At 71.5% G+C, this 23,050-nt stretch carries 20 protein-coding genes; 14 read left to right on the forward strand and 6 right to left on the reverse strand.

Translation table 11 applies throughout. The annotated features are described in order from the left end of the window. Window positions 1–148: 148 nt before the first annotated feature. Window positions 149–1,993, reverse strand: coding sequence for a dihydroxy-acid dehydratase (gene ilvD / locus L1857_RS10105; RefSeq protein WP_116112306.1), 1,845 nt, complete (start codon window positions 1,991–1,993; stop codon window positions 149–151). 315 nt (window positions 1,994–2,308) lie between these two features. Here ilvD and L1857_RS10110 point away from each other — a divergent pair, with 315 nt between their 5' ends. The 3 genes from L1857_RS10110 to L1857_RS10120 are packed head-to-tail and all read left to right on the forward strand — an operon-like array spanning window position 2,309 to window position 4,679. After that, window positions 2,309–3,061, forward strand: a complete 753-nt coding sequence (locus L1857_RS10110; protein ID WP_240323318.1) for a GntR family transcriptional regulator — start codon at window positions 2,309–2,311, stop codon at window positions 3,059–3,061. Beyond that, complete coding sequence (locus L1857_RS10115) at window positions 3,058–4,467, forward strand: amidase (RefSeq protein WP_094007407.1); 1,410 nt, start codon at window positions 3,058–3,060, stop codon at window positions 4,465–4,467. The genes L1857_RS10110 and L1857_RS10115 overlap by 4 nt, the downstream gene beginning before the upstream one ends. A gap of 11 nt (window positions 4,468–4,478) precedes the next feature. Further along, the gene (locus tag L1857_RS10120; RefSeq protein ID WP_094007406.1) at window positions 4,479–4,679 is read left to right on the forward strand and encodes a hypothetical protein; all 201 of its coding nucleotides are present in this window, start codon (window positions 4,479–4,481) and stop codon (window positions 4,677–4,679) included. Here L1857_RS10120 and L1857_RS10125 read toward each other — a convergent pair. Continuing rightward, window positions 4,676–5,110, reverse strand: coding sequence for a PH domain-containing protein (locus tag L1857_RS10125; protein ID WP_094007405.1), 435 nt, complete (start codon window positions 5,108–5,110; stop codon window positions 4,676–4,678). The genes L1857_RS10120 and L1857_RS10125 overlap by 4 nt on opposite strands. Before the next feature lie 307 nt (window positions 5,111–5,417). On the opposite strand from L1857_RS10125, the gene L1857_RS10130 reads away from it, so the two are divergent. From L1857_RS10130 to L1857_RS10145, 4 genes are all read left to right on the forward strand, one after another. Then, entirely contained in the window at window positions 5,418–7,280 is a 1,863-nt protein-coding gene (locus L1857_RS10130) for an acetolactate synthase large subunit (RefSeq protein WP_249464909.1), read from the forward strand. Beyond that, window positions 7,277–7,783, forward strand: a complete 507-nt coding sequence (gene ilvN / locus L1857_RS10135; RefSeq protein WP_094007403.1) for an acetolactate synthase small subunit — start codon at window positions 7,277–7,279, stop codon at window positions 7,781–7,783. The genes L1857_RS10130 and ilvN overlap by 4 nt, the downstream gene beginning before the upstream one ends. Window positions 7,784–7,814: 31 nt before the next feature. Further along, window positions 7,815–8,828, forward strand: coding sequence for a ketol-acid reductoisomerase (ilvC, locus tag L1857_RS10140; protein ID WP_094007402.1), 1,014 nt, complete (start codon window positions 7,815–7,817; stop codon window positions 8,826–8,828). 76 nt (window positions 8,829–8,904) lie between these two features. Further along, on the forward strand, window positions 8,905–9,147 hold the full coding sequence (locus L1857_RS10145) for a DUF397 domain-containing protein (RefSeq protein ID WP_094007401.1): 243 nt from the start codon (window positions 8,905–8,907) through the stop codon (window positions 9,145–9,147). 10 nt (window positions 9,148–9,157) lie between these two features. On the opposite strand, the gene L1857_RS10150 is transcribed toward L1857_RS10145, so the two are convergent. After that, window positions 9,158–9,982, reverse strand: a complete 825-nt coding sequence (locus tag L1857_RS10150; RefSeq protein WP_094007400.1) for a TIGR03620 family F420-dependent LLM class oxidoreductase — start codon at window positions 9,980–9,982, stop codon at window positions 9,158–9,160. 34 nt (window positions 9,983–10,016) lie between these two features. Further along, the gene (locus L1857_RS10155) at window positions 10,017–10,838 is read right to left on the reverse strand and encodes a TIGR03620 family F420-dependent LLM class oxidoreductase (protein ID WP_162831159.1); all 822 of its coding nucleotides are present in this window, start codon (window positions 10,836–10,838) and stop codon (window positions 10,017–10,019) included. A 77-nt stretch (window positions 10,839–10,915) separates the two neighbouring features. Between L1857_RS10155 and L1857_RS10160 the strand changes: the two genes are divergently transcribed. The 6 genes from L1857_RS10160 to L1857_RS10185 all read left to right on the forward strand — a co-directional run bounded on the left by L1857_RS10160 (window position 10,916) and on the right by L1857_RS10185 (window position 20,051). Then, window positions 10,916–11,470: a TetR/AcrR family transcriptional regulator gene (locus L1857_RS10160; protein WP_249464911.1), complete on the forward strand. Its 555-nt coding sequence runs from the start codon at window positions 10,916–10,918 to the stop codon at window positions 11,468–11,470. A 72-nt stretch (window positions 11,471–11,542) separates the two neighbouring features. After that, the gene (gene serA, locus L1857_RS10165) at window positions 11,543–13,141 is read left to right on the forward strand and encodes a phosphoglycerate dehydrogenase (RefSeq protein ID WP_249464912.1); all 1,599 of its coding nucleotides are present in this window, start codon (window positions 11,543–11,545) and stop codon (window positions 13,139–13,141) included. A 110-nt stretch (window positions 13,142–13,251) separates the two neighbouring features. After that, window positions 13,252–16,560: a S8 family serine peptidase gene (locus L1857_RS10170; protein ID WP_094007396.1), complete on the forward strand. Its 3,309-nt coding sequence runs from the start codon at window positions 13,252–13,254 to the stop codon at window positions 16,558–16,560. 166 nt (window positions 16,561–16,726) lie between these two features. Beyond that, window positions 16,727–17,770: a 3-isopropylmalate dehydrogenase gene (locus L1857_RS10175; protein WP_094007395.1), complete on the forward strand. Its 1,044-nt coding sequence runs from the start codon at window positions 16,727–16,729 to the stop codon at window positions 17,768–17,770. A 235-nt stretch (window positions 17,771–18,005) separates the two neighbouring features. Continuing rightward, window positions 18,006–19,607, forward strand: a complete 1,602-nt coding sequence (gene cimA, locus L1857_RS10180; RefSeq protein WP_116112349.1) for a citramalate synthase — start codon at window positions 18,006–18,008, stop codon at window positions 19,605–19,607. Window positions 19,608–19,772: 165 nt separating this feature from the next. Continuing rightward, window positions 19,773–20,051: a hypothetical protein gene (locus tag L1857_RS10185; RefSeq protein ID WP_162831158.1), complete on the forward strand. Its 279-nt coding sequence runs from the start codon at window positions 19,773–19,775 to the stop codon at window positions 20,049–20,051. A 4-nt stretch (window positions 20,052–20,055) separates the two neighbouring features. On the opposite strand, the gene L1857_RS10190 is transcribed toward L1857_RS10185, so the two are convergent. Further along, window positions 20,056–20,478: a GNAT family N-acetyltransferase gene (locus L1857_RS10190; RefSeq protein ID WP_116112280.1), complete on the reverse strand. Its 423-nt coding sequence runs from the start codon at window positions 20,476–20,478 to the stop codon at window positions 20,056–20,058. Window positions 20,479–20,542: 64 nt separating this feature from the next. Here L1857_RS10190 and L1857_RS10195 point away from each other — a divergent pair, with 64 nt between their 5' ends. After that, complete coding sequence (locus tag L1857_RS10195) at window positions 20,543–21,301, forward strand: fumarylacetoacetate hydrolase family protein (protein WP_116112277.1); 759 nt, start codon at window positions 20,543–20,545, stop codon at window positions 21,299–21,301. Between the two features lie 454 nt (window positions 21,302–21,755). Here L1857_RS10195 and L1857_RS10200 read toward each other — a convergent pair whose 3' ends face one another. Next, the gene (locus L1857_RS10200; RefSeq protein WP_249464914.1) at window positions 21,756–22,982 is read right to left on the reverse strand and encodes an FAD-dependent oxidoreductase; all 1,227 of its coding nucleotides are present in this window, start codon (window positions 22,980–22,982) and stop codon (window positions 21,756–21,758) included. Window positions 22,983–23,050 lie beyond the last annotated feature (68 nt).

Here is a 23,050-nt window from a genome sequence, read left to right on the forward strand (position 1 = left end):
CGTAGCTCGGCCGCCGGCGGGCGGCCTGGGTTGCGGCCCTGGCTCAAGGTGATCGTTCCGGTGTCAGGCGACGGGATGACCACCCAGCTTCCTGGGTTCAACGAGGAAGGGCCCCGGCCTGGCGGCCGGGGCCCTTCCTCTGTCGGGCTTACTTGTCCGGGTTGCGGACCGCGCCCGTGTCGGCCGAGGTGGCCATCCGGGCGTAGGCGCGCAGTGCCGCGGTCACCGGGCGCTGGCGTTCCACCGGCTGCCACGGGCGCTCCGACGCCTCCATCTTCGCGCGGCGTTCGGCCAGCACCTCGGCGTCCACCAGCAGCTCCAGCTTGCGCTCGTGCACGTCGATCAGGATCTGGTCGCCGTTTTCCACCAGGCCGATCGTCCCGCCGGACGCGGCCTCCGGCGAGATGTGCCCCACCGAGATGCCCGACGAGCCACCGGAGAACCGGCCGTCGGTGATCAGGGCGCACTTCTTGCCCAGCCCGGCGCCCTTCAGGAACGCCGTCGGGTGCAGCATCTCCTGCATGCCCGGCCCGCCGGCCGGGCCCTCGTAGCGCACCACCAGCACCTCACCCGGCTGGATCTGCTTGCCCAGGATGACCGAAACGGCCTCCTCCTGGCTCTCGACCACCCGCGCCGGGCCCTGGAACCGCCACAGCTCCTCGTCGATACCGGCGGACTTGATCACCGCGCCGTTCTCGGCCAGGTTGCCGCGCAGCACCGCGAGCCCGCCGTCCTTGGTGTAGGCGTGCTCGATGTCGCGGATGCAGCCGTTCGCCGCGTCCGTGTCCAGCTCGGTCCACCGGTTGGACGTGGAGAACGCCTCCGTGGTGCGGACCCCGCCGGGCGCGGCGTGGAACAGCTCGATCGCTTCCTCCGACGGCGACCCGCCGCGGATGTCCCACGTGGACAGCCACTGCTCCAGGGAAGGGGAGTGCACAGCAGTGACATCCCGGTTGAGCAGCCCGGCCCGGTTCAGCTCGCCCAGGATCGCCGGGATGCCACCGGCCCGGTGCACGTCCTCCATGTGGTAGTCGGAGTTCGGCGCGACCTTCGACAGGCACGGCACGCGGCGGCCGATCTCGTCGATGTCGGAGATCGTGAAGTCGACCTCGCCCTCCTGCGCCGCGGCCAGGATGTGCAGCACCGTGTTGGTCGAGCCGCCCATCGCCATGTCCAGCGCCATCGCGTTCTCGAACGCCTTGCGGTTGGCGATCGAGCGCGGCAGCACGCTGTCGTCGTCCTCGCCGTACCAGCGCTTGCACAGCTCCATCACGGTGCGGCCGGCGTCCTCGAACAGCTTGCGGCGCGCGGCGTGCGTGGCCAGCGTCGAGCCGTTGCCCGGCAGCGACAGGCCCAGCGCCTCGGTCAGGCAGTTCATCGAGTTCGCGGTGAACATGCCCGAGCACGACCCGCACGTCGGGCACGCGGACCGCTCCACAATGGACAGGCCCTCCTCGTCGACAGCGGGGTTGGCCGAGGCGGAGATGCTGGTGATCAGGTCGGTCGGCGCGTGCGCGACACCGTCGACCACGACCGCCTTGCCGGCCTCCATCGGCCCGCCGGAGACGAACACCACCGGGATGTTCAGCCGCATCGCGGCGTTGAGCATGCCCGGCGTGATCTTGTCGCAGTTGGAGATGCAGACCAGCGCGTCGGCCTGGTGCGCGTTGACCATGTACTCGACGGAGTCGGCGATGATCTCGCGCGAGGGCAGCGAGTAGAGCATGCCGCTGTGCCCCATCGCGATGCCGTCGTCCACCGCGATCGTGTGGAACTCGCGCGCCACGCCACCGGCCTCGCGGATCGCCCCGGCCACGATGTCACCGAGGTCCTTGAGGTGTACGTGCCCGGGCACGAACTGGGTGTAGGAGTTGGCGATCGCGACGATCGGCTTGCCGAAGTCGCCGTCGGTCAGCCCGGTGGCCCGCCAGAGGGACCGGGCGCCCGCGGCGTTGCGGCCATGGGTGGTTGTTCGGGAACGCAGAGCAGGCATGTCCGCCAGATTACGCCCGGCCGCGCAGGTTTCGATCAACCGGCGGCGCATCCCACACCGAATTCGGCGCATCCCGCACCGGCCGGGGTGAAACCGCAGTTCAGCGCGGGTGTCCACGGAGTGAGAAGCGGCGTAACCGGGCGCAACGGCATCGGATACCCGGCCGAAATACGCGATTCCTAGCTTTCCGGCACCCGAGCGAAAGGATCGGATATGGGCCTCGCCGAAGTTCGCCCCCGCCACGGAACCGGCGGTAACACGCCGGTGATGCCGTGGAGACCGCCCGGCAAAGCGCGCTGCCTAGCGTCGCCGGGAATGAGCACCCAGTACCGGCGCGGCGAAGCGCGGGCCCACGACGTGCGCCGCCTGCGGGACATGATCCGCGCGGCCGTCCAGGGCGGCCGCTACCCCGGCGGGCAGCTGCCCGCCGAGGCCGCGCTGATGGCCGCCCACGGCGCCTCCCGCGCCACCGTCCGCGAGGCGCTGTCCCTGCTTCGCGCCGAGGGGCTCATCGAACGCACCCAGGGCATCGGCACGCACGCGGTCGTCCGGCCGGCCGACGAGAAGCTGGTCGAGGTCCACGGCGTCATCCGGCCGGACCAGCACAGCCTGCTCAACCGCCGGACCCGGCCCCGGCTGCTCGACCGCTCCGAGATCGCCGCGCCCGCGCTGGTCGCCGACCGGCTCGGCGTGCCGGCCGGAACCCCGTGCCTGCGCCTGGAGTACGTCGCGCTGCACCAGGAGGAGCCGATCTGGCTCGCCACCAACTACGCGCTCTTCCCCGAGGCCGCGCGGCTGCGGGACACCCCGTTCGTCACCGACTGGTACGCCCTCCTGGCCGACGCCGGAGTCGAGTTCGGACAGTCGGAGTTCACAATCGGCGCCGAGCCCGCCGACCCGTTCGTCGCCGCGGCGCTGGGCATCGCGCCCGGCGCGCCCGTCCTGGTCACCGAGCAGACCATCGCCGACCCCGCCGGGCGCCCGTTCGACCTGGCCTTCATCCACATCCGCGCCGACCGGTTCCGGTTCGTCTCGCGCGGCACCCGGCTCCACGGGAGGGAAGCATGATCCAGACCGTCACCGACGCGGCCGCCGCGCTGCGCGCGGGCACCACCACCTCCGTCGCGCTCACCGAAGCCGCGATCGCCGCCGCCGACCGGCACGACGCCGAGATCGGCACCTACCTGCACCGCCTCGACGACTACGCGCTGGAGCGGGCCGCGGCGGCCGACGCCGAGCTGGCGCGCGGCGTGGACCGCGGCCCGCTGCACGGGATCCCGTTCGGCGTCAAGGACATCATCGCGATGGCCGAGGGCCCGACCACCGCGCAGAGCCTGGTCCTCGACCCGGCGTGGGGCGCGGGCCGGGACGCGCCCGTCGTCGCGCGCCTCAAGGCCGCCGGCGCGGTGATCACGGGCAAGACCTCGACGATGGAGTTCGCCTGCGGCATGCCGGACGACACCAAGCCGTTCCCGGTGCCGCGCAACCCGTGGAACCCGGACACCTGGCCGGGCGGGTCCAGCTCCGGCACCGGCAGCGGGATCGCGGCCGGGATGTTCCTGGCCGGGCTGGGCACCGACACCGCGGGCAGCATCCGCATCCCGGCGGCCTTCTGCGGGGTCACCGGCCTGATGCCGACGTTCGGCCGGGTGCCCAAGTCCGGGTGCGTGCCGCTGGGCTACAGCCTCGACCACATCGGACCGCTCGCCCGCTCGGCCCGGGACTGCGCGGCCGTGCTGGAGGTGCTCGCCGGGCTCGACACCAGCGACCCGGACTGCGTCGACGCGCCGTTCACCGCGCCCGACTTCGACGGCGACCTGACCGGGCTGCGGATCGGCGTGGTGCGCGAAGGGCATTTCCCGGACCACGCCGACCCGGCGCTGGCGCCGGCGTTCGACGCGGCGGTCGCGGTGCTCGCCGAGCAGGGCGCGACGGTCGTCGAGGTCACGCTGCCGTACTGGAGCGAGATGATCACCGCCGACCTGGTGACGATGGGCTGCGAAGCACTGGCCTACCACCGCAACGACCTGGGCGGCCGCTGGGACGACTACTACCCGGCCACCCGCGCGATGCTGGTGACCGGCGCGATGGCCTCCGGCGCGGACTACGTGCAGGCCCAGCGGGTGCGCCGGGTCGCGCAGGACGCACTGGCCCGGCTGTTCGAGACGGTCGACGTGATCGCCGCACCCACCGCCGCGGTCGGCGCGCCGGCCTTCGCGAGCCTCACCACGCCGGGCGGGGGAGTGGACGTCGGCGAGCTGTTCTCGCTGATCTTCACGCCCTACTGGGACAGCGTCGGCAACCCGGCGCTGGCCGTGCCGATGGGGTTCACCGCCGACGGGATGCCGTTGTCGCTGCAACTGGCCGGCCCCGCGTTCGGCGAGGCGGCGATCCTGCGTGCCGGCGACGCGTTCCAGCAGAGCACCGACTGGCACCTGCGCGTGCCGCGGCCGGCCGGCGTGGCCGCGGCCTGAGAGGGGAGACCATGGACGACCTGACGATGGTGCGCGGCCTGCTCGCCGCCGCCGGCCTCACCGCGACCGAGGCGGAACTCGCCGCCTACGTCCCGGCCTACACCGGGCAGCGCGCGTCGCTCGACGCCCTCTACGACGTGCCCGAAGCCCGCTACGCCGATCCCGCGTTGCGCTTCCGCGCCGGCGCCCGGACCGAGGACTGGGCCCGCTAGTCCGCCGCCTCGTCCGGAGTTTCCTCGCGGTCGTCGGTCAGGCCGCTCGGGTCCTTCATGCGGCCCTCGCTGACCAGGGAGATCACCGGCAGGTGCCGGGTGCGCACCGACGGCAGCGCGACCTCGCTGCCGTCGGTCAGCACGGCCCGCACCTTCGCCTTGTCATTGATCGCCAGGCCCTTGAGCGCCGACCACGGCATCTCTCGGTGGCCGAACACCGTCCGCACGCTCAGGCCGCGGGCCGAGGCGACGGTGCGGGTGCGCAGCACGTACACGAACAACGCGATCGGGATGACGTACATCAGCCACAGCCCCGGCACGTCGGCGAAGGCGGCGGGGATCATGCAGACCGCCAGGAACACGACGGCGAGCAGGGTGATCAGCGGGACCCGGAAGATCGCCTTCCGGCCCTCGTGCTCGGTTTCGGCCACGACACCATGGTGCCTTCCGCGGACTGGGACGCCTCCGCCGGGTGTTGCCCAGTATCCGGGATCACGATCCCGCAGAGTTGACACCATCTGTAGCGAACCGTTAACGTCAGCGCCGTGACACCGCAGATTGGCCTCGTACTTTTCCCGCGCGTCGACGCGTAGGGACCGATCGAGCCCGCCTGCGTCGACGCGCGACCCTCGTGCGACCTACCAAGGTCGGCGGGGGTTTTTTGTTGCCCACGCCGTGCCAGATTGCCAAACCCGACCACCTGACGAGAAGCCCGACGAGACCCACGAGGCAGAACTGATGACAAGCGCCACGTCGCGATCGGAAACGAAACCCGGAGCAACTCCGGCCGCCGCGTCGCCCGCCCAGCTCGGCAACCGCCCCAAGCCAGCCCCGCCCGCCGGCACGCCGGTCCGGGTGACCGGCGCGCAGTCGCTGGTGCGGTCGCTCGAGGCGATGGGCGTGGAGGTGGTCTTCGGCATTCCGGGTGGCACGATCCTGCCGGCGTACGACCCGCTTCTGGACTCGACGAAGGTGCGGCACGTCCTCGTCCGCCACGAGCAGGGCGCGGGGCACGCGGCCACCGGGTACGCGCAGGCGACCGGCAAGGTCGGGGTCTGCATGGCGACCTCCGGCCCCGGCGCCACCAACCTGGTCACCCCGCTGGCCGACGCGAACATGGACTCCGTCCCGGTCGTCGCGATCACCGGCCAGCAGACCCGGGCGCTGATCGGCACCGACGCCTTCCAGGAAGCCGACATCTGCGGCATCACGATGCCGGTCACCAAGCACAACTTCCTGGTCACCGACCCGATCGACATCCCGAGGGTGATCGCGGAGGCGTTCCACCTGGCCTCCACCGGCCGTCCCGGCCCGGTCCTGGTCGACATCCCCAAGGACGTCCTGCAGGAGACCACATCGTTCTCCTGGCCGCCGGAGATGCACCTGCCCGGCTACCGGCCGACGCTGCGCCCGCACGGCAAGCAGGTCCGCGAGGCCGCGCGGCTCATCGCGCAGGCCCGCCGCCCGGTCCTCTACGTCGGCGGTGGCGTGATCAAGGCGCAGGCCCACGAGCAGCTCAGGCAGCTGGCCGAGCTGACCGGCATCCCCGTGGTGACCACGCTGATGGCGCGCGGCGCGTTCCCCGACTCGCACCAGCAGCACCTGGGCATGCCCGGCATGCACGGCTCGGTCGCCGCGGTCGCCGCGATGCAGCGCGCCGACCTGCTGGTGGCGCTGGGCGCCCGCTTCGACGACCGGGTGACCGGTCAGCTGTCGTCGTTTGCGCCGGAGGCCAAGGTCGTCCACGCCGACATCGACCCGGCCGAGATCTCCAAGAACCGCAAGGCCGACGTGCCGATCGTGGGGGACTGCGCGGAGATCATCACCGAGCTGATCGAGGCGGTGAAGGCCGAGACCGACCGCATCGGCGAGCCGGACCTGGCCCCGTGGTGGACCCAGATCGACGCGTGGCGCCAGACCTTCCCGGCCGGTTACGAGTGGCCCTCCGACGGCACCCTGTCGCCGCAGTACGTCATCGAGCGCATCGGTCAGATCGTCGGCCCGGACGCCGTCTACGCCGCGGGCGTGGGCCAGCACCAGATGTGGGCCGCGCAGTTCATCAAGTACGAGCACCCGCGCACCTGGCTCAACTCCGGCGGCCTCGGCACCATGGGCTACGCGGTGCCCGCCGCGATGGGCGCCAAGTTCGGGGTGCCGGACAAGCAGGTGTGGGCCATCGACGGCGACGGCTGCTTCCAGATGACCAACCAGGAGCTGGCCACCTGCGCCATCGAGGGCGCGCCGATCAAGGTCGCCGTCATCAACAACGGCAACCTGGGCATGGTCCGCCAGTGGCAGAACCTCTTCTACGCCGAGCGGTACTCCAACACCGACCTCGGCACGCACAAGCACCGCATCCCGGACTTCACGCTGCTGGCCGAGGCGCTGGGCTGCGCCGGCCTGCGGTGCGAGACCAAGGACGAGGTCGACGACGTCATCCGCCGCGCGATGGAGATCAACGACCGGCCCGTGGTGATCGACTTCGTGGTCGGCAAGGACGCCCAGGTGTGGCCCATGGTGGCGGCTGGCACCGGCAACGACGAGATCATGGCCGCGCGCGGCATCCGCCCGCTGTTCGAAGACGACGAGGTTTCGCAGTGACCACGCATACGCTGTCCGTGTTGGTGGAGAATGTCCCCGGGGTGCTCGCCAGAGTCGCCGGGTTGTTCTCCCGCCGCGGTTTCAACATCGAGTCCCTCGCCGTCGGGCCCACGGAAAACCCCGAGGTGTCCCGGATGACGATCGTGGTCGCCGTTGAGGAGCTACCGCTCGAACAGGTGACCAAGCAGCTCAACAAGCTGGTCAACGTCATCAAGATCGTGGAGCTCGAGCCCGCCGTCTCCGTGCAGCGTGAACTGCTGCTCGTCAAGGTGCGGGCCGACGCCACCGTGCGCAGCCAGGTCCTCGAGACCGTCCAGCTGTTCCGTGCGAAGGTGGTCGACGTGTCGCCCGAGGCGCTCACCATCGAGGCCACCGGCACCGGTGACAAGCTCAGTGCCCTCCTGCGCATGCTGGAGCCGTATGGCGTGCGTGAGATCGTGCAGTCCGGCATGGTCGCGGTCGGCCGGGGTCCCCGGTCGATCACCGCCTCCGCGCCTCGCTAAATTTTAGAACCGAAAGGAATTCATCCCCCTCATGTCTGTCGAAATCTTCTACGACGACGACGCCGATCTCAGCATCATCCAGGGTCGCAAGGTCGCGGTGATCGGCTACGGCAGCCAGGGCCACGCGCACGCGCTGAGCCTGCGCGACTCCGGGGTCGATGTGCGCATCGGTCTTCCGGAGGGGTCGAAGTCGCGCGCGAAGGCCGAGGAGGAGGGCCTGCGGGTGCTCACCCCGGCGGAGGCGTCCGCCGAGGCCGACCTGATCATGATCCTCGCGCCGGACACCAAGCAGCGCTTCATCTACAGCGAGGACATCGAGCCGAACCTCAAGGACGGCGACGCCCTCTTCTTCGGCCACGGCTTCAACATCCGCTACGAGCTGATCAAGCCGCCGGCCAATGTGGACGTGGCGATGGTCGCGCCGAAGGGCCCGGGCCACCTGGTCCGCCGCCAGTTCGTCGACGGCAAGGGCGTGCCCGCCCTGATCGCGGTCGAGCAGGACGCCTCCGGCAACGCGCAGGCGCTGGCGCTGTCCTACGCCGCCGCCATCGGTGGCGCCCGCGCCGGCGTCATCAAGACCACCTTCAAGGAGGAGACCGAGACCGACCTGTTCGGTGAGCAGGCCGTCCTCTGCGGTGGTGCCTCCGCGCTGGTGCAGACCGGGTTCGAGGTGCTGACCGAGGCCGGTTACGCGCCCGAGATCGCCTACTTCGAGGTGCTGCACGAGCTCAAGCTCATCGTCGACCTCATGTACGAGGGTGGCATCGCCCGGATGCGTTACTCGATCTCCGACACCGCCGAGTACGGCGACCTCACCCGCGGCCCGCGTGTCATCACGCCCGCGGTGAAGGAGGAGATGAAGAAGATCCTGGGCGAGATCCAGGACGGCACCTTCGCCCGCGAGTGGGTCGGCGAGGACGAGACCGGCCGCGCCACCTTCCGCAAGCTGCAGGAGGCCGGCGAGCAGCACCCGATCGAGGAGACCGGGAAGAAGCTGCGCGGCCTCATGTCGTGGGTGGACCGGCCGATCACCGAGACCGCCTGAGTTCTCCGCGGGAGGGACCGCTCCGGGGTGCGCCCCCGGAGCGGTCCCTTTTTCCATCCGGAGTTACCGTGATCGCGTGGACGACAAGGTGCGGGTTCGCGAGGAACTGGATCTCACCGGCGCCCGGTGGCAGGCGACCGGCGGTGAGCTGGAGTTCGCGCACGTCGAGCACACCGACGGCCTCGTCTACACGGCGCTGCGCAAGGCGACGGACCCGGACGGCACGGTGCTGGTCTTCACACCGTCCGAATGGGACGCTTTCGTGGCCGGCGCCCGCGACGGCGAGTTCCACGACCTGGCGGGCCTGACCGCCGACTGACCGGCCGCCGTCAGAGCACGAGTTCGGCCAGTCGCCGCCAGCCGTCCAGGGGCAGGCCGGGTTCGCCGGTGATCACCTGCACGCACACGTGGTCCGCGCCCGCGTCGAGATGGGCCTTGACCCGGCCGGCGATCGCCTCCTCGCCGACGGCGATGACCGACTCGACCAGCCGGTCGCTGCCCGCGAGGTCGTCGTCGGTGAAGCCGAGGCGCTTGAGGTTGACCCGGTGGTGCTCGGTCCGTTCGAGGTAAAAGCCCACTTCCGCGCGGGCGATGTCCAGGCCGCGCGCCCGGTCCAGCACCACGCCCTGCTCCACCGCGAGGTAGGCGTCCGGCCCCATGATCTCCCGTGCCAGCGCGGTGTGCTCGGGTGGCACGAAGTACGGGTGGGCGCCGTCGGTGCGTTCGGCGGCCAGCCGTAGCATGCGCGGTCCCAGGGCGGCGAGCAGCTTGCGCGGCGGTGGCACGGGCTCGGGGCTGGTGAACTCCGCGGCGTCCATTTCGTCCAGGTACGCCCGGATGCTCTCGACGGGACGCGCGCCGCGCGCGTGCCCGCCCAGGCCCAGGGTGAACCGGCCGGGATGGGCCTCGGCCAGGGTGCGCGCCCCGCCCGCGACACCGGCCGGGCTGCGCCGGTCGAAGCGGGCGACGCCGGTGGCGACCGTGATGCGGGACGTCGCACCCAGCAGCAGTGCCGCCTGGGTGAGCGCCTCGCGGCCCGGGTACTCGCCGAACCACAGGCTGTCGAACCCGAGTTCCTCGATCTCGGCGGCGGCCTCGCGCACCTGGCCGATCGGCGCGGCGTCGAAGGAGAAGGTCCAGATGCCGACGCTCACGCGGCCACCCCCAGCAGCGCCGGCGCGAGCCGCCTCAGCTGGTCCACCTCGCCGGGCAGGTCCGTCCCGGTGGGGCGATCAGCACCTGATCGGCGCCCGCGTCCAGCTGTTCCCGCACCCGCCGCGCGATCGCCTCCTCGTCGCCCCAGGCGACGGCCGCGTCCAGCAGCCGGTCGGACACCTCGTCGTAGCCGGAGTCCCGCCACCCACGGGCATAGGCCTCGACCTGCAGGATCTGGCTCACCGTCGCCCGCGCCTTCGCGCGCGCCACCGCGGGATCGGTCTCCAGCAGCACCGACTGGTGCGGGATCAGCAGCTTGCCCGGCCCGAGGATCTCCCGCGCGAACGCCGTGTGCTGGACGGGCATCGCGAACGGGTGCGCGCCGTCGGCGGCGTCCCGGGCCAGCTCCAGCATCCGCGGCCCGATCGCCGCCAGTACCCGGGGGAACGGTTCGGCCGGCGGGTTCGCCGCCGCCTCTTCGTCCATCCGCGACAGGTAGTCCCGCATCCCGCGCAGCGGTTTCGCGAACGACTGCCCGAGGTTCGCGGCCTGGAAGGGGTGCCCGATCCCCAGGCCGAGCACGAACCGCCCGGGATGGGCCTCGGCCACGGTGCGCGCCGCGGCCTGCGCGGTCACCGCGGGCCGCGACCACACGTTCGCGATCCCCGTACCCACGGTGATCCGCCCGGTCGCGCCGAGGAAGACCGCGGACCGCGCGAACGCGTCCCGCCCGCCGACGGTCTCGCCCATCCACACCGAGGCGTAGCCGAGCGCGTCGAGCCGCGCCAGCTGCTCCCGTTCCACCTCGGCGGTCGCCGGGCGACCGCCGTAGAGCCAAACACCGACTGAAGTCATCGGAATTCTTTCGGAGGGGCCCTCCGGTTCACTCTACGGAGGCAGCCGCCGGTTTGTCACGCCTAAAGTGGATCGTGATGAACAGCACCCGTCCCCTCCGCGCCGACGCCCGCCGCAACTACGAGCGGCTGCTGGCGGAGGCGCACACGGCGTTCGCCGAGTCCGGCGTGGACGCCTCGCTGGAGGAGATCGCGCGCCGGGCCGGGGTCGGGATCGGCACGCTCTACCGGCACTTCCCGACCCGGGAGGCGCTGCTGGTCGCCCTGCTCGGCGAGCGGTTCGACGCGCAGGCCCGCACCGCCGAAGAACTCCTCGAAGACCGGGACCCGCTCGCCGCCCTGCGCACCTTCGCGCGGAGCCTGCTCGACGCCGCCACCACGTTCCGCGGCCTCGCCGACGCGACCGCCGACGCGCTCGACGACGAGACCTCCGACCTGCACGCCGCCTGTGCCGGGATGCGCGCGGCCGTCGCCCGGCTGGTCGCCCGCGCGCAGGAATCCGGTCAGCTGCGCGCGGACCTGAAGCCCGACGAGGTGTTGCTGATGGTGCACGCGGCGGGCTGGGCCGGTGAGCACGCCGGTGACCCGGACCGGCTTCTCGATCTCGTCTTCACCGGCTTGCGCTCCCGTTGAGAACCCCGGTGAGCAGCGCGACTAGACTCGCGGGCGTCGTTTGAGCCCAGCCGCGTCCACGGGAGCCCCATCGTGACCAACCCCAGCAAGCCGGTCGTCCTCATCGCCGAAAAGCTCGCTCCGTCCACGCTGGCCGTGTTCGGCGACGAGGTGGAGGTCCGGCACGTGGACGGCACCGACCGCCCCGCGCTGCTGGAGGCCGTGAAGGCCGCCGACGCGCTGCTGGTCCGCTCCGCGACCAAGGTGGACGCCGAGGTGCTGGCCGCGAGCACGCGCCTGAAGGCCGTCGCCCGGGCCGGGGTCGGCCTGGACAACGTCGAGGTCCCGGCCGCCACCGAGCGCGGTGTGCTCGTGGTCAACGCGCCGACCTCGAACATCGTCTCGGCCGCCGAGCACGCCGTGGCGCTGCTGCTCGCCGTGGCCCGCCGCATCCCGGCCGCCGACCAGAGCCTGCAGGGCGGCGCGTGGAAGCGCAGCTCGTTCAGCGGGGTCGAGCTGAACGGCAAGACCGTCGGCGTGGTCGGCTTCGGCAAGATCGGCCAGCTGTTCGCCGCGCGCCTGGCCGCGTTCGACACCAAGATCGTCGCCTACGACCCCTACGTCTCGGCCGCCCGCGCCGCCCAGCTCGGCGTCGAGCTGGTGAGCCTGGACGAGCTGCTCCAGCGCGCCGACGCGATCTCGATCCACCTCCCCAAGACCCCGGAGACCAAGGGCCTCATCGACGCCGAGGCGCTGAAGAAGACCAAGCCCGGCGTGATCATCGTCAACGCCGCGCGCGGTGGCCTGGTCGACGAGGAGGCGCTGGCCGAGGCCATCCGCAACGGCCACGTGGGCGGCGCCGGCATCGACGTGTTCGTCACCGAGCCGACCACCGAGAGCCCGCTGTTCGGCCTGCCCAACGTCGTGGTCACCCCGCACCTGGGCGCCTCGACCGCCGAGGCGCAGGACCGCGCGGGCACCGACGTCGCCCGGTCGGTGCTGCTCGCGCTGCGTGGCGACTTCGTGCCGGACGCGGTCAACGTCGCCAGCGGCGGTGTGGTGGGCGAGGAGGTCCGCCCGTACCTGCCGCTGACCCAGAAGCTGGGCACCGTGCTGGCCGCGCTGAGCCAGAAGGCGCCGTCGGCGGTGACCGTCGAGGTGCGCGGCGAGCTGTCGTCGGAGGACGTCAGCGTGCTGTCGCTGGCCGCGCTGCGGGGCGTGTTCTCCGGCGTGGTCGAGGACCAGGTCACGTTCGTCAACGCGCCGCGCCTGGCCGAGGAGTTCGGCGTGCGCACCGAGATCGTCACCGAGCCGGAGAGCCCGAACTGGCGCAGCCTGGTCACCGTGCGCGCGGTGCACGACGACGGCAGCGTGCTGTCGGTGTCGGGTTCGGTCACCGGCAACAACCAGGTGGAGAAGCTGGTCGAGGTCAACGGCCGCCACTTCGACCTGCGCGCCGAGGGCCACATGCTGCTCCTGGAGTACCCGGACCGCCCGGGCATCATGGGCCGCGTCGGCACCCTGCTGGGTGAGGCTTCGGTCAACATCGAGGCGGCGCAGATCAGCCAGACCACCGACGGGTCGGACGCGGTGATGATCCTGCGCGTCGACCGCGAGGTCGACTCCCACCTGTTGGAGCCGATCGCGGCGACCGTCGGCGCCCGCACGATCCGCGCCATCACGTTCGCGTAACGCGGAGTACCTCCCAAAGTCGGATTACTCCGATCCGCTCTAGGCGTTCCGCCGGGGCACGGGCTAAGTTCGCACCCTCGCCTTGATCCGGAGTGAGGGTGCGAACAAGCATGAGAAACAGGACCCGGCGGTCGCTCGCCGCCGTCTTCGCCGCCGCGCTCGCCGCGACCGGTTTCGCGTCGGGCAGCGCGGCGGCCCAGGACGAACCGCTCGCCGCGGGCAAGCCCGCGGCCAAGGTCGCCGACGACGGCCTGCGCGGCAAGCTGTCCCCGCGCCTGGCGTCGGCCTCGGGCCGGACGACCGCGTTCATCGAGCTGACCCACCAGCCCGCGGTGGACGCCTTCAACGCCGAGCTCGGCGCCGGCAAGGACCGCGCCAAGCAGGCGGCGAACAACGCCAAGGCCGGGGTCGCCGGGGTGGTGAACTCCGTGCTCGGCCAGCTGCGTTCGCTGGACGCCGGCACCGAGGTCCTGTACTCGACCGCGAACGCGGTGCCCGGTGTGGTGGTGACCGCCGACGCCGCGAAGATCCGCGAACTGGCCGCCCGGCCCGACGTCGCGTCGATCCGCACGGTCGTGCCGAAGACGCGCAGCAACAACAGCGCCGCCCAGCTGACCAACACGCTCACCGCGTGGCAGCAGACCGGCCGCCTCGGCGACGGCATCAAGGTCGGTGTCATCGACGACGGCATCGACTACACCCACGCCGACTTCGGCGGCCCCGGCACGAAGGCGGCCTACGACTCGGTCGACCGGGCCGCGCCGACGCCGCTGTTCCCCAACGCCAAGGTGGTCGGCGGCACCGACCTCGTCGGCGACGACTACGACGCCGGCACCGAGGGCGCGGACACCCCCAAGCCGGACCCGAACCCGATCGCGTGCGGTGAGCACGGCACGCACGTCGCCGGCACCGTCGCCGGGTACGGCGTCAACGCCGACGGCAGCACCTTCACCGGCGACTACTCGAAGCTGACCGCCGACTCGCTGAACGCGATGAAGATCGGCCCGGGCATGGCGCCCAAGGCCTCGCTGTACGCGATCAAGGTGTTCGGCTGCGAAGGCTCCACCGACGTCACTTCGCAGGCTCTGGACTGGGCGCTGGACCCGAACGGCGACGGTGACTTCGACGACCGCCTCGACATCGTCAACCTGTCGCTGGGCAGCGACTTCGGCGCGCCGGACGACCCGGACTCGCTGTTCGTGCGCAAGCTCGCCGCGAACGACGTCCTGTCGGTCATCGCCCAGGGCAACGGCGGTGACCTCTACGACGTCGGCGGTTCGCCGGGCAACACGCCGGAGGCGCTGACCGTGGCGTCCAGCCGGGACGTCTCGGTCCTGCGGGACGCGGCGGACGTGACCGCCCCGGCCGGGATCGCCGGCCCGAAGGGCGGCCAGTACAGCCAGAACTACACCGGCTACGACACCCTCGACCGGACCGCCGCGGTGGCGAAGCTGTCGTCGGCCAACGCCGACGGCTGCGCGCCCTACTCCGACGCCGACAAGGCCGCCGTCGCGGGCAGGTTCGCGTGGCTGGAGTGGGACGACAACGACGCCACCCGCGCCTGCGGTTCGGCCGTGCGCGCCAACAACGCGCAGGCCGCCGGCGCCGCCGGGGTCCTGCTGTCCTCGGGCCTGGAGCACTTCGCCGCCGGCATCGCGGGCAACTCGGCCATCCCGATGTTCCAGTTCACCGCCTCGGCGACCAGCCAGATCCGCCCGGCGCTGGACGCGGGCACGCTGACCGTCCGCCTCTACGGCGCCGGCCGCGCGAGCCTGCAGACCTACGACCCGGCGATCGTGGACACCCCGAGCTCGTTCACCTCGCGCGGCGTGCGCGGCCCGGCCGTCAAGCCGGACGTGTCCGCGCCCGGTGACACGATCTCGTCGGCCCTGCGCGGCAGCGGCAACAACCGCACGGTCCTGTCCGGCACGTCGATGGCCACGCCGCTGACCGCGGGCGTCACCGCGCTGCTGCGGCAGGCGCACCCCGACTGGTCCGTCGAGGAGATCAAGGCCCTGGTGATGAACACCGCCGGGCACGACATCGTCGCCGACGGCAAGACCTACGCGCCGCAGCGCGTCGGCGCCGGCCGGGTGGACACCCAGGCCGCGCTGAACGACCAGGTGCTGGCCTACTCGCGGGACGACCGGGGCGCGGTCAGCGTCACCTTCGGCACCGTCGAGGTGGACCGGCCGACCACGCTCACCAAGACCATCCAGGTGGTCAACAAGGGCACCAGCTGGGCCCGCTACAACGTGGCCTACGAGGGCATCACCAACCTGCCCGGCGTGCAGTACCAGCTGTCGGACCGCTCGGTGACGGTGCCGCCGCGGGGCACCGCCTCGGTGCGCGTCACCCTGCGGATCACCGATCCCACGGCGCTGCGCAAGGTCATCGACCCGACGGTCGCGACCGAGCAGGCCGGGATGGCCCGTCAGTTCGTCGCCGACGCCTCCGGCCGGGTCGTGCTCAGCCCGCCGCCCGGCGGCAACACCCCGTCGCTGCGCGTGCCGGTCTACGCGGCGCCGAAGCCGGTGTCGTCGATCGACACCCCGCGGTCGCTGAACTTCACCGGCGACACCGCGCGGTTCACGCTCACCGGCCGCGGCGTCGACCAGGGCACCGGCAGCCAGCGCTACGAGTCGCTGATCAGCGTCCTGGAGCTGCAGGGTTCCTCGCCGCGGCTGCCCGAATGCCGGGGCAGGCTGACCGACGGCTGCACCATCAACGAGACCGCCAAGGGCGGTGACCTGCAGTACGTCGGCGCCGCGTCGACCATCGCCCAGTCGCGGCGGGAGGGCCACGCCGACCAGGCGCTGCTCGCCTTCGGGATCTCGACCTGGGGCAACTGGGCGAACCTGGGCAGCAACACGATCCCGTTCGTCGACATCGACACCACCGGCGACGGGGTGCCGGACTTCGAGTCCTACGTCACCAAGGCGAGCGGCACCGACGTCTGGCTGGTCAACACCGTCGACCTGAACGCCGCGGGCTTCCCGAGCGTGGACATCCAGGCGGTCAACGGACAGCTCGGGGACGTGGACACCAACGTGTTCGACACCAACGTCGTGCTGCTGCCGGTCAGCATCGCGGCGCTGGGCATCGATCCGGACGCGGCCTCGCACAAGATCAGCTACACCGTCGGCACCACCGGGTACTACGTGGCGCCCAGCAGTGCGAACGGGCTCATCGACGCCATCAGCACGCCGATGACGTTCGACGCGCTCGCGCCGGGCTACTCGGTCTCCGGCGCCGTCGGCGCCGCGCTGAGCTACTCGGCGAAGCCGGGCACCGTGCTGGAGGTCACCCGCAACCCGGCGTCGACCGACACGGTGCTCGGGCTGCTCGCGCTCAAGCACCACAACGGCAACGGCAACCGGGTGAGCGTGATCCGGGTGAACGGGGGGTCGTTGGGCTGACGACCGGGGCGAATCCACCGTCCGGGTGTCTCACTTGTCGGGAGATTCCGTCATAAGGGTGGTGCCGCTTCGGCTCGTTGGCGACAGCCGGTAACCTGCCGTCGCTGGAGTATGTGGGCAAACGGGTGCGAACGAGCCCCGTGGCCCTGATCGACGGAGGTGTCTGATGCGGCTGGCGGTGATCCCAGGTGATGGGATCGGACCCGAAGTGATCACCGAGGCCCTGAAGGTACTCGGCGAGGTCGCTCCGACAGTGGAGTACACGAACTACGACCTCGGCGCGGCCCGCTGGCACGCCACCGGCGAACTGCTCCCCGAGTCGGTTCTGGGCGAGCTCCGGCAGCACGACGCGATCCTGCTGGGCGCGGTCGGCGACCCGACCGTGCCCAGCGGGATCCTGGAGCGCGGCCTGCTGCTGCGCCTGCGGTTCGAGCTGGACCACCACGTGAACCTGCGCCCGGCCAAGCTGTACCCGGGTGTGCGCGGCCCGCTGGGCGACCCGAACGCCGAGATCGACATGGTGGTCGTGCGGGAGGGCACCGAGGGCCCGTACGCGGGCAACGGCGGCCTGCTGCGCAAGGACACCGAGCACGAGATCGCCACCGAGGTGAGCGTCAACACCGCGTTCGGCATCCGCCGCGTGGTGGCCGACGCGTTCAAGCGGGCCGAGGAGCGGCCGCGCAAGCACCTCACGCTGGTGCACAAGACCAACGTGCTGCTGCACGCCGGGTCGTTGTGGTCGCGGATCGTCGAGGAGGTGTCGCTGGAGCACCCGGAGGTCACGGTCTCCTACTCGCACGTCGACGCCGCCACGATCCACATGGTCACCGACCCGGGCCGCTTCGACGTGATCGTCACCGACAACCTGTTCGGCGACATCATCACCGACCTGGCGGCCGCGGTCACCGGCGGCATCGGCCTCGCGGCCAGCGGCAACCTCGACATCACGCGCCGGAACCCGAGCATGTTCGAGCCGGTGCACGGCAGCGCGCCGGACATCGCCGGGCAGGGCATCGCCGACCCGACCGCCGCCGTGCTGTCGGTGTCGCTGCTGCTGGACCACCTGGGGCAGCGCGAGGCGGCCCGCCGCATCGAGGCGTCCGTCGCCTTCGACCTGGCCACGCGCGACCAGGCCAACCCGGGCACCACACAGGCGATCGGCGACCGCCTGGCCGCCCTGGTCTCGTCGAACGCGCGACCGGTCGCCTGACCGGTTTTTCCGCCGTGGCGGCCATTCCCGATCCGGGGGTGGCCGCCACGGCGTTTTTTGCCCTTTCGCGCGCCGGTGTGGCATGATGCGGGTATGGCTTCATCTTTCGCCGTGATCATTATCGGCAGGCGCGCCGGGTAGTGTCCGCATCGGACACCTGGCGCGCAGACCTCTCGCATCCGCGGGAGGTTTTTTTGTTGCCCGTGAAGCCTCCCACCACGCATAGGAGATGACCGTGACCCGCACGGAGCCAGCCGGACTGCCGCTCGGTGACGACTTCCACCTGTACGACACGACGTTGCGGGACGGTGCCCAGCGTGAAGGCATCTCCTACTCGGTGGCGGACAAGCTCGCGGTCGCGCGTCTGCTGGACGAGCTGGGTGTGGGCTTCATCGAGGGCGGCTGGCCGGGCGCGCTGCCGAAGGACACCGAGTTCTTCGCCCGCGCCGCCGAGGGCGAGCTGATCCTCAAGCACGCCGCGCTCGTCGCGTTCGGATCGACCCGCAAGGCCGGCGCGAAGGCGTCCGAGGACGCCCAGGTGCGCGCGCTGCTCGACTCGCGGGCGCCGGTGGTGACGCTGGTCGCGAAGTCCGACCGGCGGCACATCGAGCGCGCGCTGCGCGTCGACGTCGACGAGGCGTGCGCGATGGTGGCCGACACGGTGTCGTTCCTGGTCGGCGAAGGCCGTCGCGTCTTCCTCGACGCCGAGCACTTCTTCGACGGTTACGCGTTCGACCCGGACACCTCCCTGCGGGTGCTGGAGGCCGGGTACACCGCGGGCGCGGACGTCGTCGTGCTGTGCGACACCAACGGCGGTCAGCTGCCGCTCGGGATCGCCGACACCGTGCGGGAAGTCGCCGCGCGCACCGGCTTCCGGCTCGGCATCCACTGCCAGGACGACACGTCCTGCGCCGTGGCCAACAGCATCGCGGCGGTCCAGGCCGGCGCGACGCACGTGCAGTGCACCGCGAACGGGTACGGGGAGCGGGCCGGCAACGCCGACCTGTTCGCCGTGACGGGGAACCTCGTGACCAAGCTCGGCATGGACGTGCTCCCGACCGGGGCCGAGGCCGAGCTGACCCGCGTCTCCCATGCCCTTGCCGAAATCGCGAACATCGCCCCCGACACCCACCAGGCCTACGTCGGGTCGTCGGCCTTCGCCCACAAGGCGGGGCTGCACGCGAGCGCGATCAAGGTGGATCCGTTGTTGTACAACCACATCGATCCGTCTTCCGTCGGCAACGACATGCGGGTCCTGGTCACCGAGATGGCCGGCAGGGCCAGCCTCGAGCTCAAGGGACGTGAGCTCGGGGTGGACCTTGCCGGCCGGCCGGACGCGGTCACGAGCGTGGTGGCGAAGGTGAAGGAGCTGGAGGCCGAGGGCTGGTCGTTCGAGGCCGCCGACGCCTCGCTGGAACTGCTGCTGCGCAAGGAGGTCGACGGCCCGGCCGAGCCGCCGTTCACGCTGGAGTCGTACCGGGTCGTGCTGGACCACCGCGGTGACGGCGAAGTGATCTCCGAGGCGACGGTGAAGGTGCACGTGGCGGGGGAGCGGGTGATCGCCACCGCCGAGGGCAACGGCCCGGTGCACGCGCTGGACGCGGCGCTGCGGAAAGCGCTGTCCCCGTCGCTGTCCTGGTTGGACAGCGTCGAGCTGGCCGATTACAAGGTCCGGATCCTGCCCAGCCACCCGGGCTCCGACGCGGTCACCCGGGTGCTGCTGAAGTCCAGCGACGGCGACCAGGAGTGGACGACGGTCGGCGTGCACGGCAGCATCGTGGAAGCCAGCTGGCTCGCGTTGTGCGACGCGCTGGCGCACAAGAGCTCCCGCTGCTGAGGCGGGACTCGCCTCCCTGCGCTCGTCGTGCGTGAGCCGCCAGGGTGGTGCCGCGGAGCCGTGGCGGGCAATCCTCGACGACCTCCCGCGCGCCGGATGCGCGGCTACCGGGGTGGTCCAGCGAGTTCGCCGCGCGCTGGCGCTGACCGCGGCGCGTTCCCCGTCATGGCAAGCGGTTCCCGGCACGCGCACCGCCGCGCTCGACACCCTCGTGGGGCCTGGCCGGCGGTCGCCGAGGGCACGAGCCCGACGACGTCCGAGGGCATCCCGTGGGCGCTCGACGTGCTCTTCGCCGCCGCCGACGGCTGGTGGGACCGCGGCGGCTTGCGCAGCCGGTGGGAGTGGCTGGACCTGTTGCGCGCTGCCGGCTTCCGCGAGCCGGGTTTCGCCGCCCTGCACGCGGGCCACCACGACCCGGGTGGCGTGGTGTGGGCGTCCAAGTGAGGTGTCAGTCGAACCGGACGAACGAGCGGAGGGTGCCCGGGCCGTAGTCGCGGATCTCGGTGTAGCCGAGGGCTTTGTAGAACGCGCGCTGGGCCGGTTCGTCGTCGGTGAGCAGCACCTTCTGCCGGACCGCCGCGTAACGGTCGAGCACGGCCCGCACCAGGAGCCGTCCGATGCCGCGGCGGTGTTCTCCCGGGTGCACCAGCACGTCCTGCAGGTAGCAGATCGTCGCGTCGTCGGACAGGGCGCGGGCCAGGCCGACCAGGCGCCCGGCGCGGCGCGCGGTGACCACATAGGACGAGCCGGCGATCGCGGCGCGCAGCAGCTCGGGATCCCGGGTGTAGGCCGACCAGCCCACGGAGTCGTACAACGCGAGCAGTTCGGCGGCGGCCGGGCCCGGTTCTTCCGCGACGAGGAGGTCTGCCACACCTCGATCATGGCGGTTCCCAGGCCGCCGTGCCCGGGTGGGGGCGGCTGACTAGGCTGGGTGCGTGCGTCTAGCTCGAGTTGCTCATGCCGGTGGGGTCGCCTTCGCTTCCGTCGACGGCGACGAGCTCCTGGAAATCGCCGACCACCCCTTCGGACAGCCGAACTACACGGGCAAGCGGTTCTCGCTCGCCGACGTGCGGCTGCTCGCGCCGATCCTCCCGTCGAAGGTGATCGCGATCGGCCGGAACTACGCCGAGCACGCGGCCGAGTTCGGCAACGAGGTGCCGGAGTCGCCGATGATGTTCCTCAAGCCGTCGACCAGCGTCATCGGGCCGAACGCCGCCATCAAGCTGCCCGCCGCGTCGCAGCGGGTGGACTTCGAGGGCGAGCTCGCCGTGGTCATCGGACAGCCGATCCGCAACGTGAAGGCCGCCCAGGCCCCGGCGGCGATCCTCGGCTACACGATCGCCGACGACGTCAGCGCGAGGGACCTGCAGAAGTCGGACGGCCAGTGGGGCCGTGCCAAGGGCTTCGACACGTTCTGCCCGCTCGGCCCGTGGATCGAGACCGCCGTGGACGCGTCCGACCTGGCCATCCGCACCGAGGTCGACGGTGAGCTCAAGCAGGACTCGCGGACTTCGCTGCTGATCCACAAGATCCCGGAGCTGGTGGAGTTCGTGTCGGGCGTGATGACCCTCCTGCCCGGGGACGTCATCCTCACCGGCACGCCGGCCGGGGTCGGGCAGATCACGGACGGACAGACGGTGTCGATCACGATCGAGGGCATCGGAACGCTGACCAACCCGGTGCAGAACGCCTGAGCAAGGCCCAAAAGTGGAGCCGGGTGGTCGTCCCAGAGATCTTTTCCCTGCGCTTCGCGCGGGGGCGCCTACGGCGCCGGAAGGTCACCTTGGGTGGACCTCCCCCGCCCCCGATGCCTGATTGTGTTTCGGTCGCCGAGCAGGCGTGTCAAGGCGGGAAAGAGTACCTTGACACGCCTGGTCGGCGACCAAAGATCGGCTGTGGATCGGGGGCGGGGGAGGTCTGGGGCGTGGTCGGTCTTCTTGCGTTGCCGGCCGGCGGTTTGTTGGGCTGCCGCGCGGTCAGCCGGGTGCCGGGCCGCTTGCGTTGCCGGCTTGAGGTTCGCAGGGCTGCCGCGCGGTCAGCCGGGTGCCGGGCCGCTTGCGTTGCCGGCTTGAGGTTCGCAGGGCTGCCGCGCGGTCAGCCGGGTGCCGGGCCGCTTGCGTCGCCGGCCGCCGGGTTCGCGCTCCTGCCTCAATCCCGCCGGGCCCACTTCGGTGCGTGTTCCGGCAGCAAGCCCACCCCGATGACGTAAGCGGGAATCCGCCGCGCGACCGGGATCGCGTTCATCACCGCCACCAGGGCGCGCGGCGGCCCGTTTCGCCGTCCCTCGATCACCGGGCGGATCACCATCCGGTGCATCGTCCGCTGGATCGCCTGCACCACCAGCGTCGGCAGCAGGCGGCGTCGCCGGATGCGTTCCAAGTCACCTCCGCTGACCCGGCCCCGCCGCAACGGTCCCGCCAGCAACCGGGCCGTCGCGACCGCGTCCTGCACCGCCAGGTTGATCCCCACGCCCCCGATCGGCGACATCGCGTGCGCCGCGTCCCCGATGCACAGCACCCCCTCGCGGTGCCAGCGCGGTAGCAGGTTGAGCCGCACGTCCAAGTGCTTCACGTCGTCCATCGACGTGATCGCGTCCACCCGGTCCGCCTGCTGCGGCAGCACCTTGCGGATCCGGTCGCGGAACGCCTCCACCCCCTCCGCGCGCAACCGGCCGTCGAGGCCCTTCGCCGCGAGGTACGCGATCTGGAAGTAGCCCTCCCGCGGGATGACCACCGCGAAGTGCCCGTCACGCATCCCGGGCGTCAGCTCCGCCTTCTCGTCCCCGTCCCGCGGCAGCCGGAACCACCACGTGTCGATCGGCACCGGGAACTCCCGCGGCCGCAGCCCCGCCTCCCGCCGCACCACCGACCAGCGCCCGTCGCACCCCACCGTCAGGTCCGCCCGGATCTCACCCGTCGTCCCCTCCGCCGTCCGGTACCGCACCCCGGCGACCCGGCCCGCCTCCGAGATCAGCGACGTCACCTCGGTGTTCATCCGCAGGTGGAACGTGGGCTCGGCCCGGCCCGCCTCGGCCAGGAGGTCCAGCAGGTCCCACTGCGGAACCATCGCGACATACGGGTGCGCGACCTTCAGCTTGCGGAAATCCGCGATCGTCAGCGCGGGCGGCCCCGGCACCGACACCGTGTCCAGCCTGCTCTGCGGCAGCTTGCCGAACCGCTCGCCGAGCCCCAGCTCGTCCAGCAGCGTCAGCGTCGACGGGTGCACCGTGTCGCCCCGGAAGTCCCGCAGGAAGTCGGCGTGCTTCTCCAGCACCGTCACCTCGACCCCGGCCCGCGCGAGCAGCAGCCCGAGCACCATTCCAGCCGGTCCGCCCCCGGCGACGAGGCAGGTCGTGCGCTCGCTCATGGCCACCATCCCCTTAATTCATCTCCTGTTGAATAAGACCAGCATGGCGCTCTCCGAACGCCTGGTCAAGCGGGATA

It is taken from the genome of Amycolatopsis thermalba (genome assembly GCF_023376025.1).
Lineage (GTDB): Bacteria > Actinomycetota > Actinomycetes > Mycobacteriales > Pseudonocardiaceae > Amycolatopsis_E > Amycolatopsis_E thermalba.

Coding starts and splice junctions, on each gene's coding strand:
- L1857_RS10160 (WP_249464911.1), top strand. CDS start 10,916: ATGAACAGCACCCGTCCCCTCCGCGCCGACGCCCGCCGCAACTACGAG.
- L1857_RS10185 (WP_162831158.1), top strand. CDS start 19,773: ATGGCAAGCGGTTCCCGGCACGCGCACCGCCGCGCTCGACACCCTCGT.
- L1857_RS10170 (WP_094007396.1), top strand. CDS start 13,252: ATGAGAAACAGGACCCGGCGGTCGCTCGCCGCCGTCTTCGCCGCCGCG.
- L1857_RS10155 (WP_162831159.1), bottom strand. CDS start 10,838: ATGACTTCAGTCGGTGTTTGGCTCTACGGCGGTCGCCCGGCGACCGCC.
- L1857_RS10200 (WP_249464914.1), bottom strand. CDS start 22,982: ATGGTGGCCATGAGCGAGCGCACGACCTGCCTCGTCGCCGGGGGCGGA.
- ilvD (WP_116112306.1), bottom strand. CDS start 1,993: ATGCCTGCTCTGCGTTCCCGAACAACCACCCATGGCCGCAACGCCGCG.
- ilvC (WP_094007402.1), top strand. CDS start 7,815: ATGTCTGTCGAAATCTTCTACGACGACGACGCCGATCTCAGCATCATC.
- L1857_RS10130 (WP_249464909.1), top strand. CDS start 5,418: ATGACAAGCGCCACGTCGCGATCGGAAACGAAACCCGGAGCAACTCCG.
- L1857_RS10120 (WP_094007406.1), top strand. CDS start 4,479: ATGGACGACCTGACGATGGTGCGCGGCCTGCTCGCCGCCGCCGGCCTC.
- L1857_RS10115 (WP_094007407.1), top strand. CDS start 3,058: ATGATCCAGACCGTCACCGACGCGGCCGCCGCGCTGCGCGCGGGCACC.
- L1857_RS10110 (WP_240323318.1), top strand. CDS start 2,309: ATGAGCACCCAGTACCGGCGCGGCGAAGCGCGGGCCCACGACGTGCGC.
- L1857_RS10175 (WP_094007395.1), top strand. CDS start 16,727: ATGCGGCTGGCGGTGATCCCAGGTGATGGGATCGGACCCGAAGTGATC.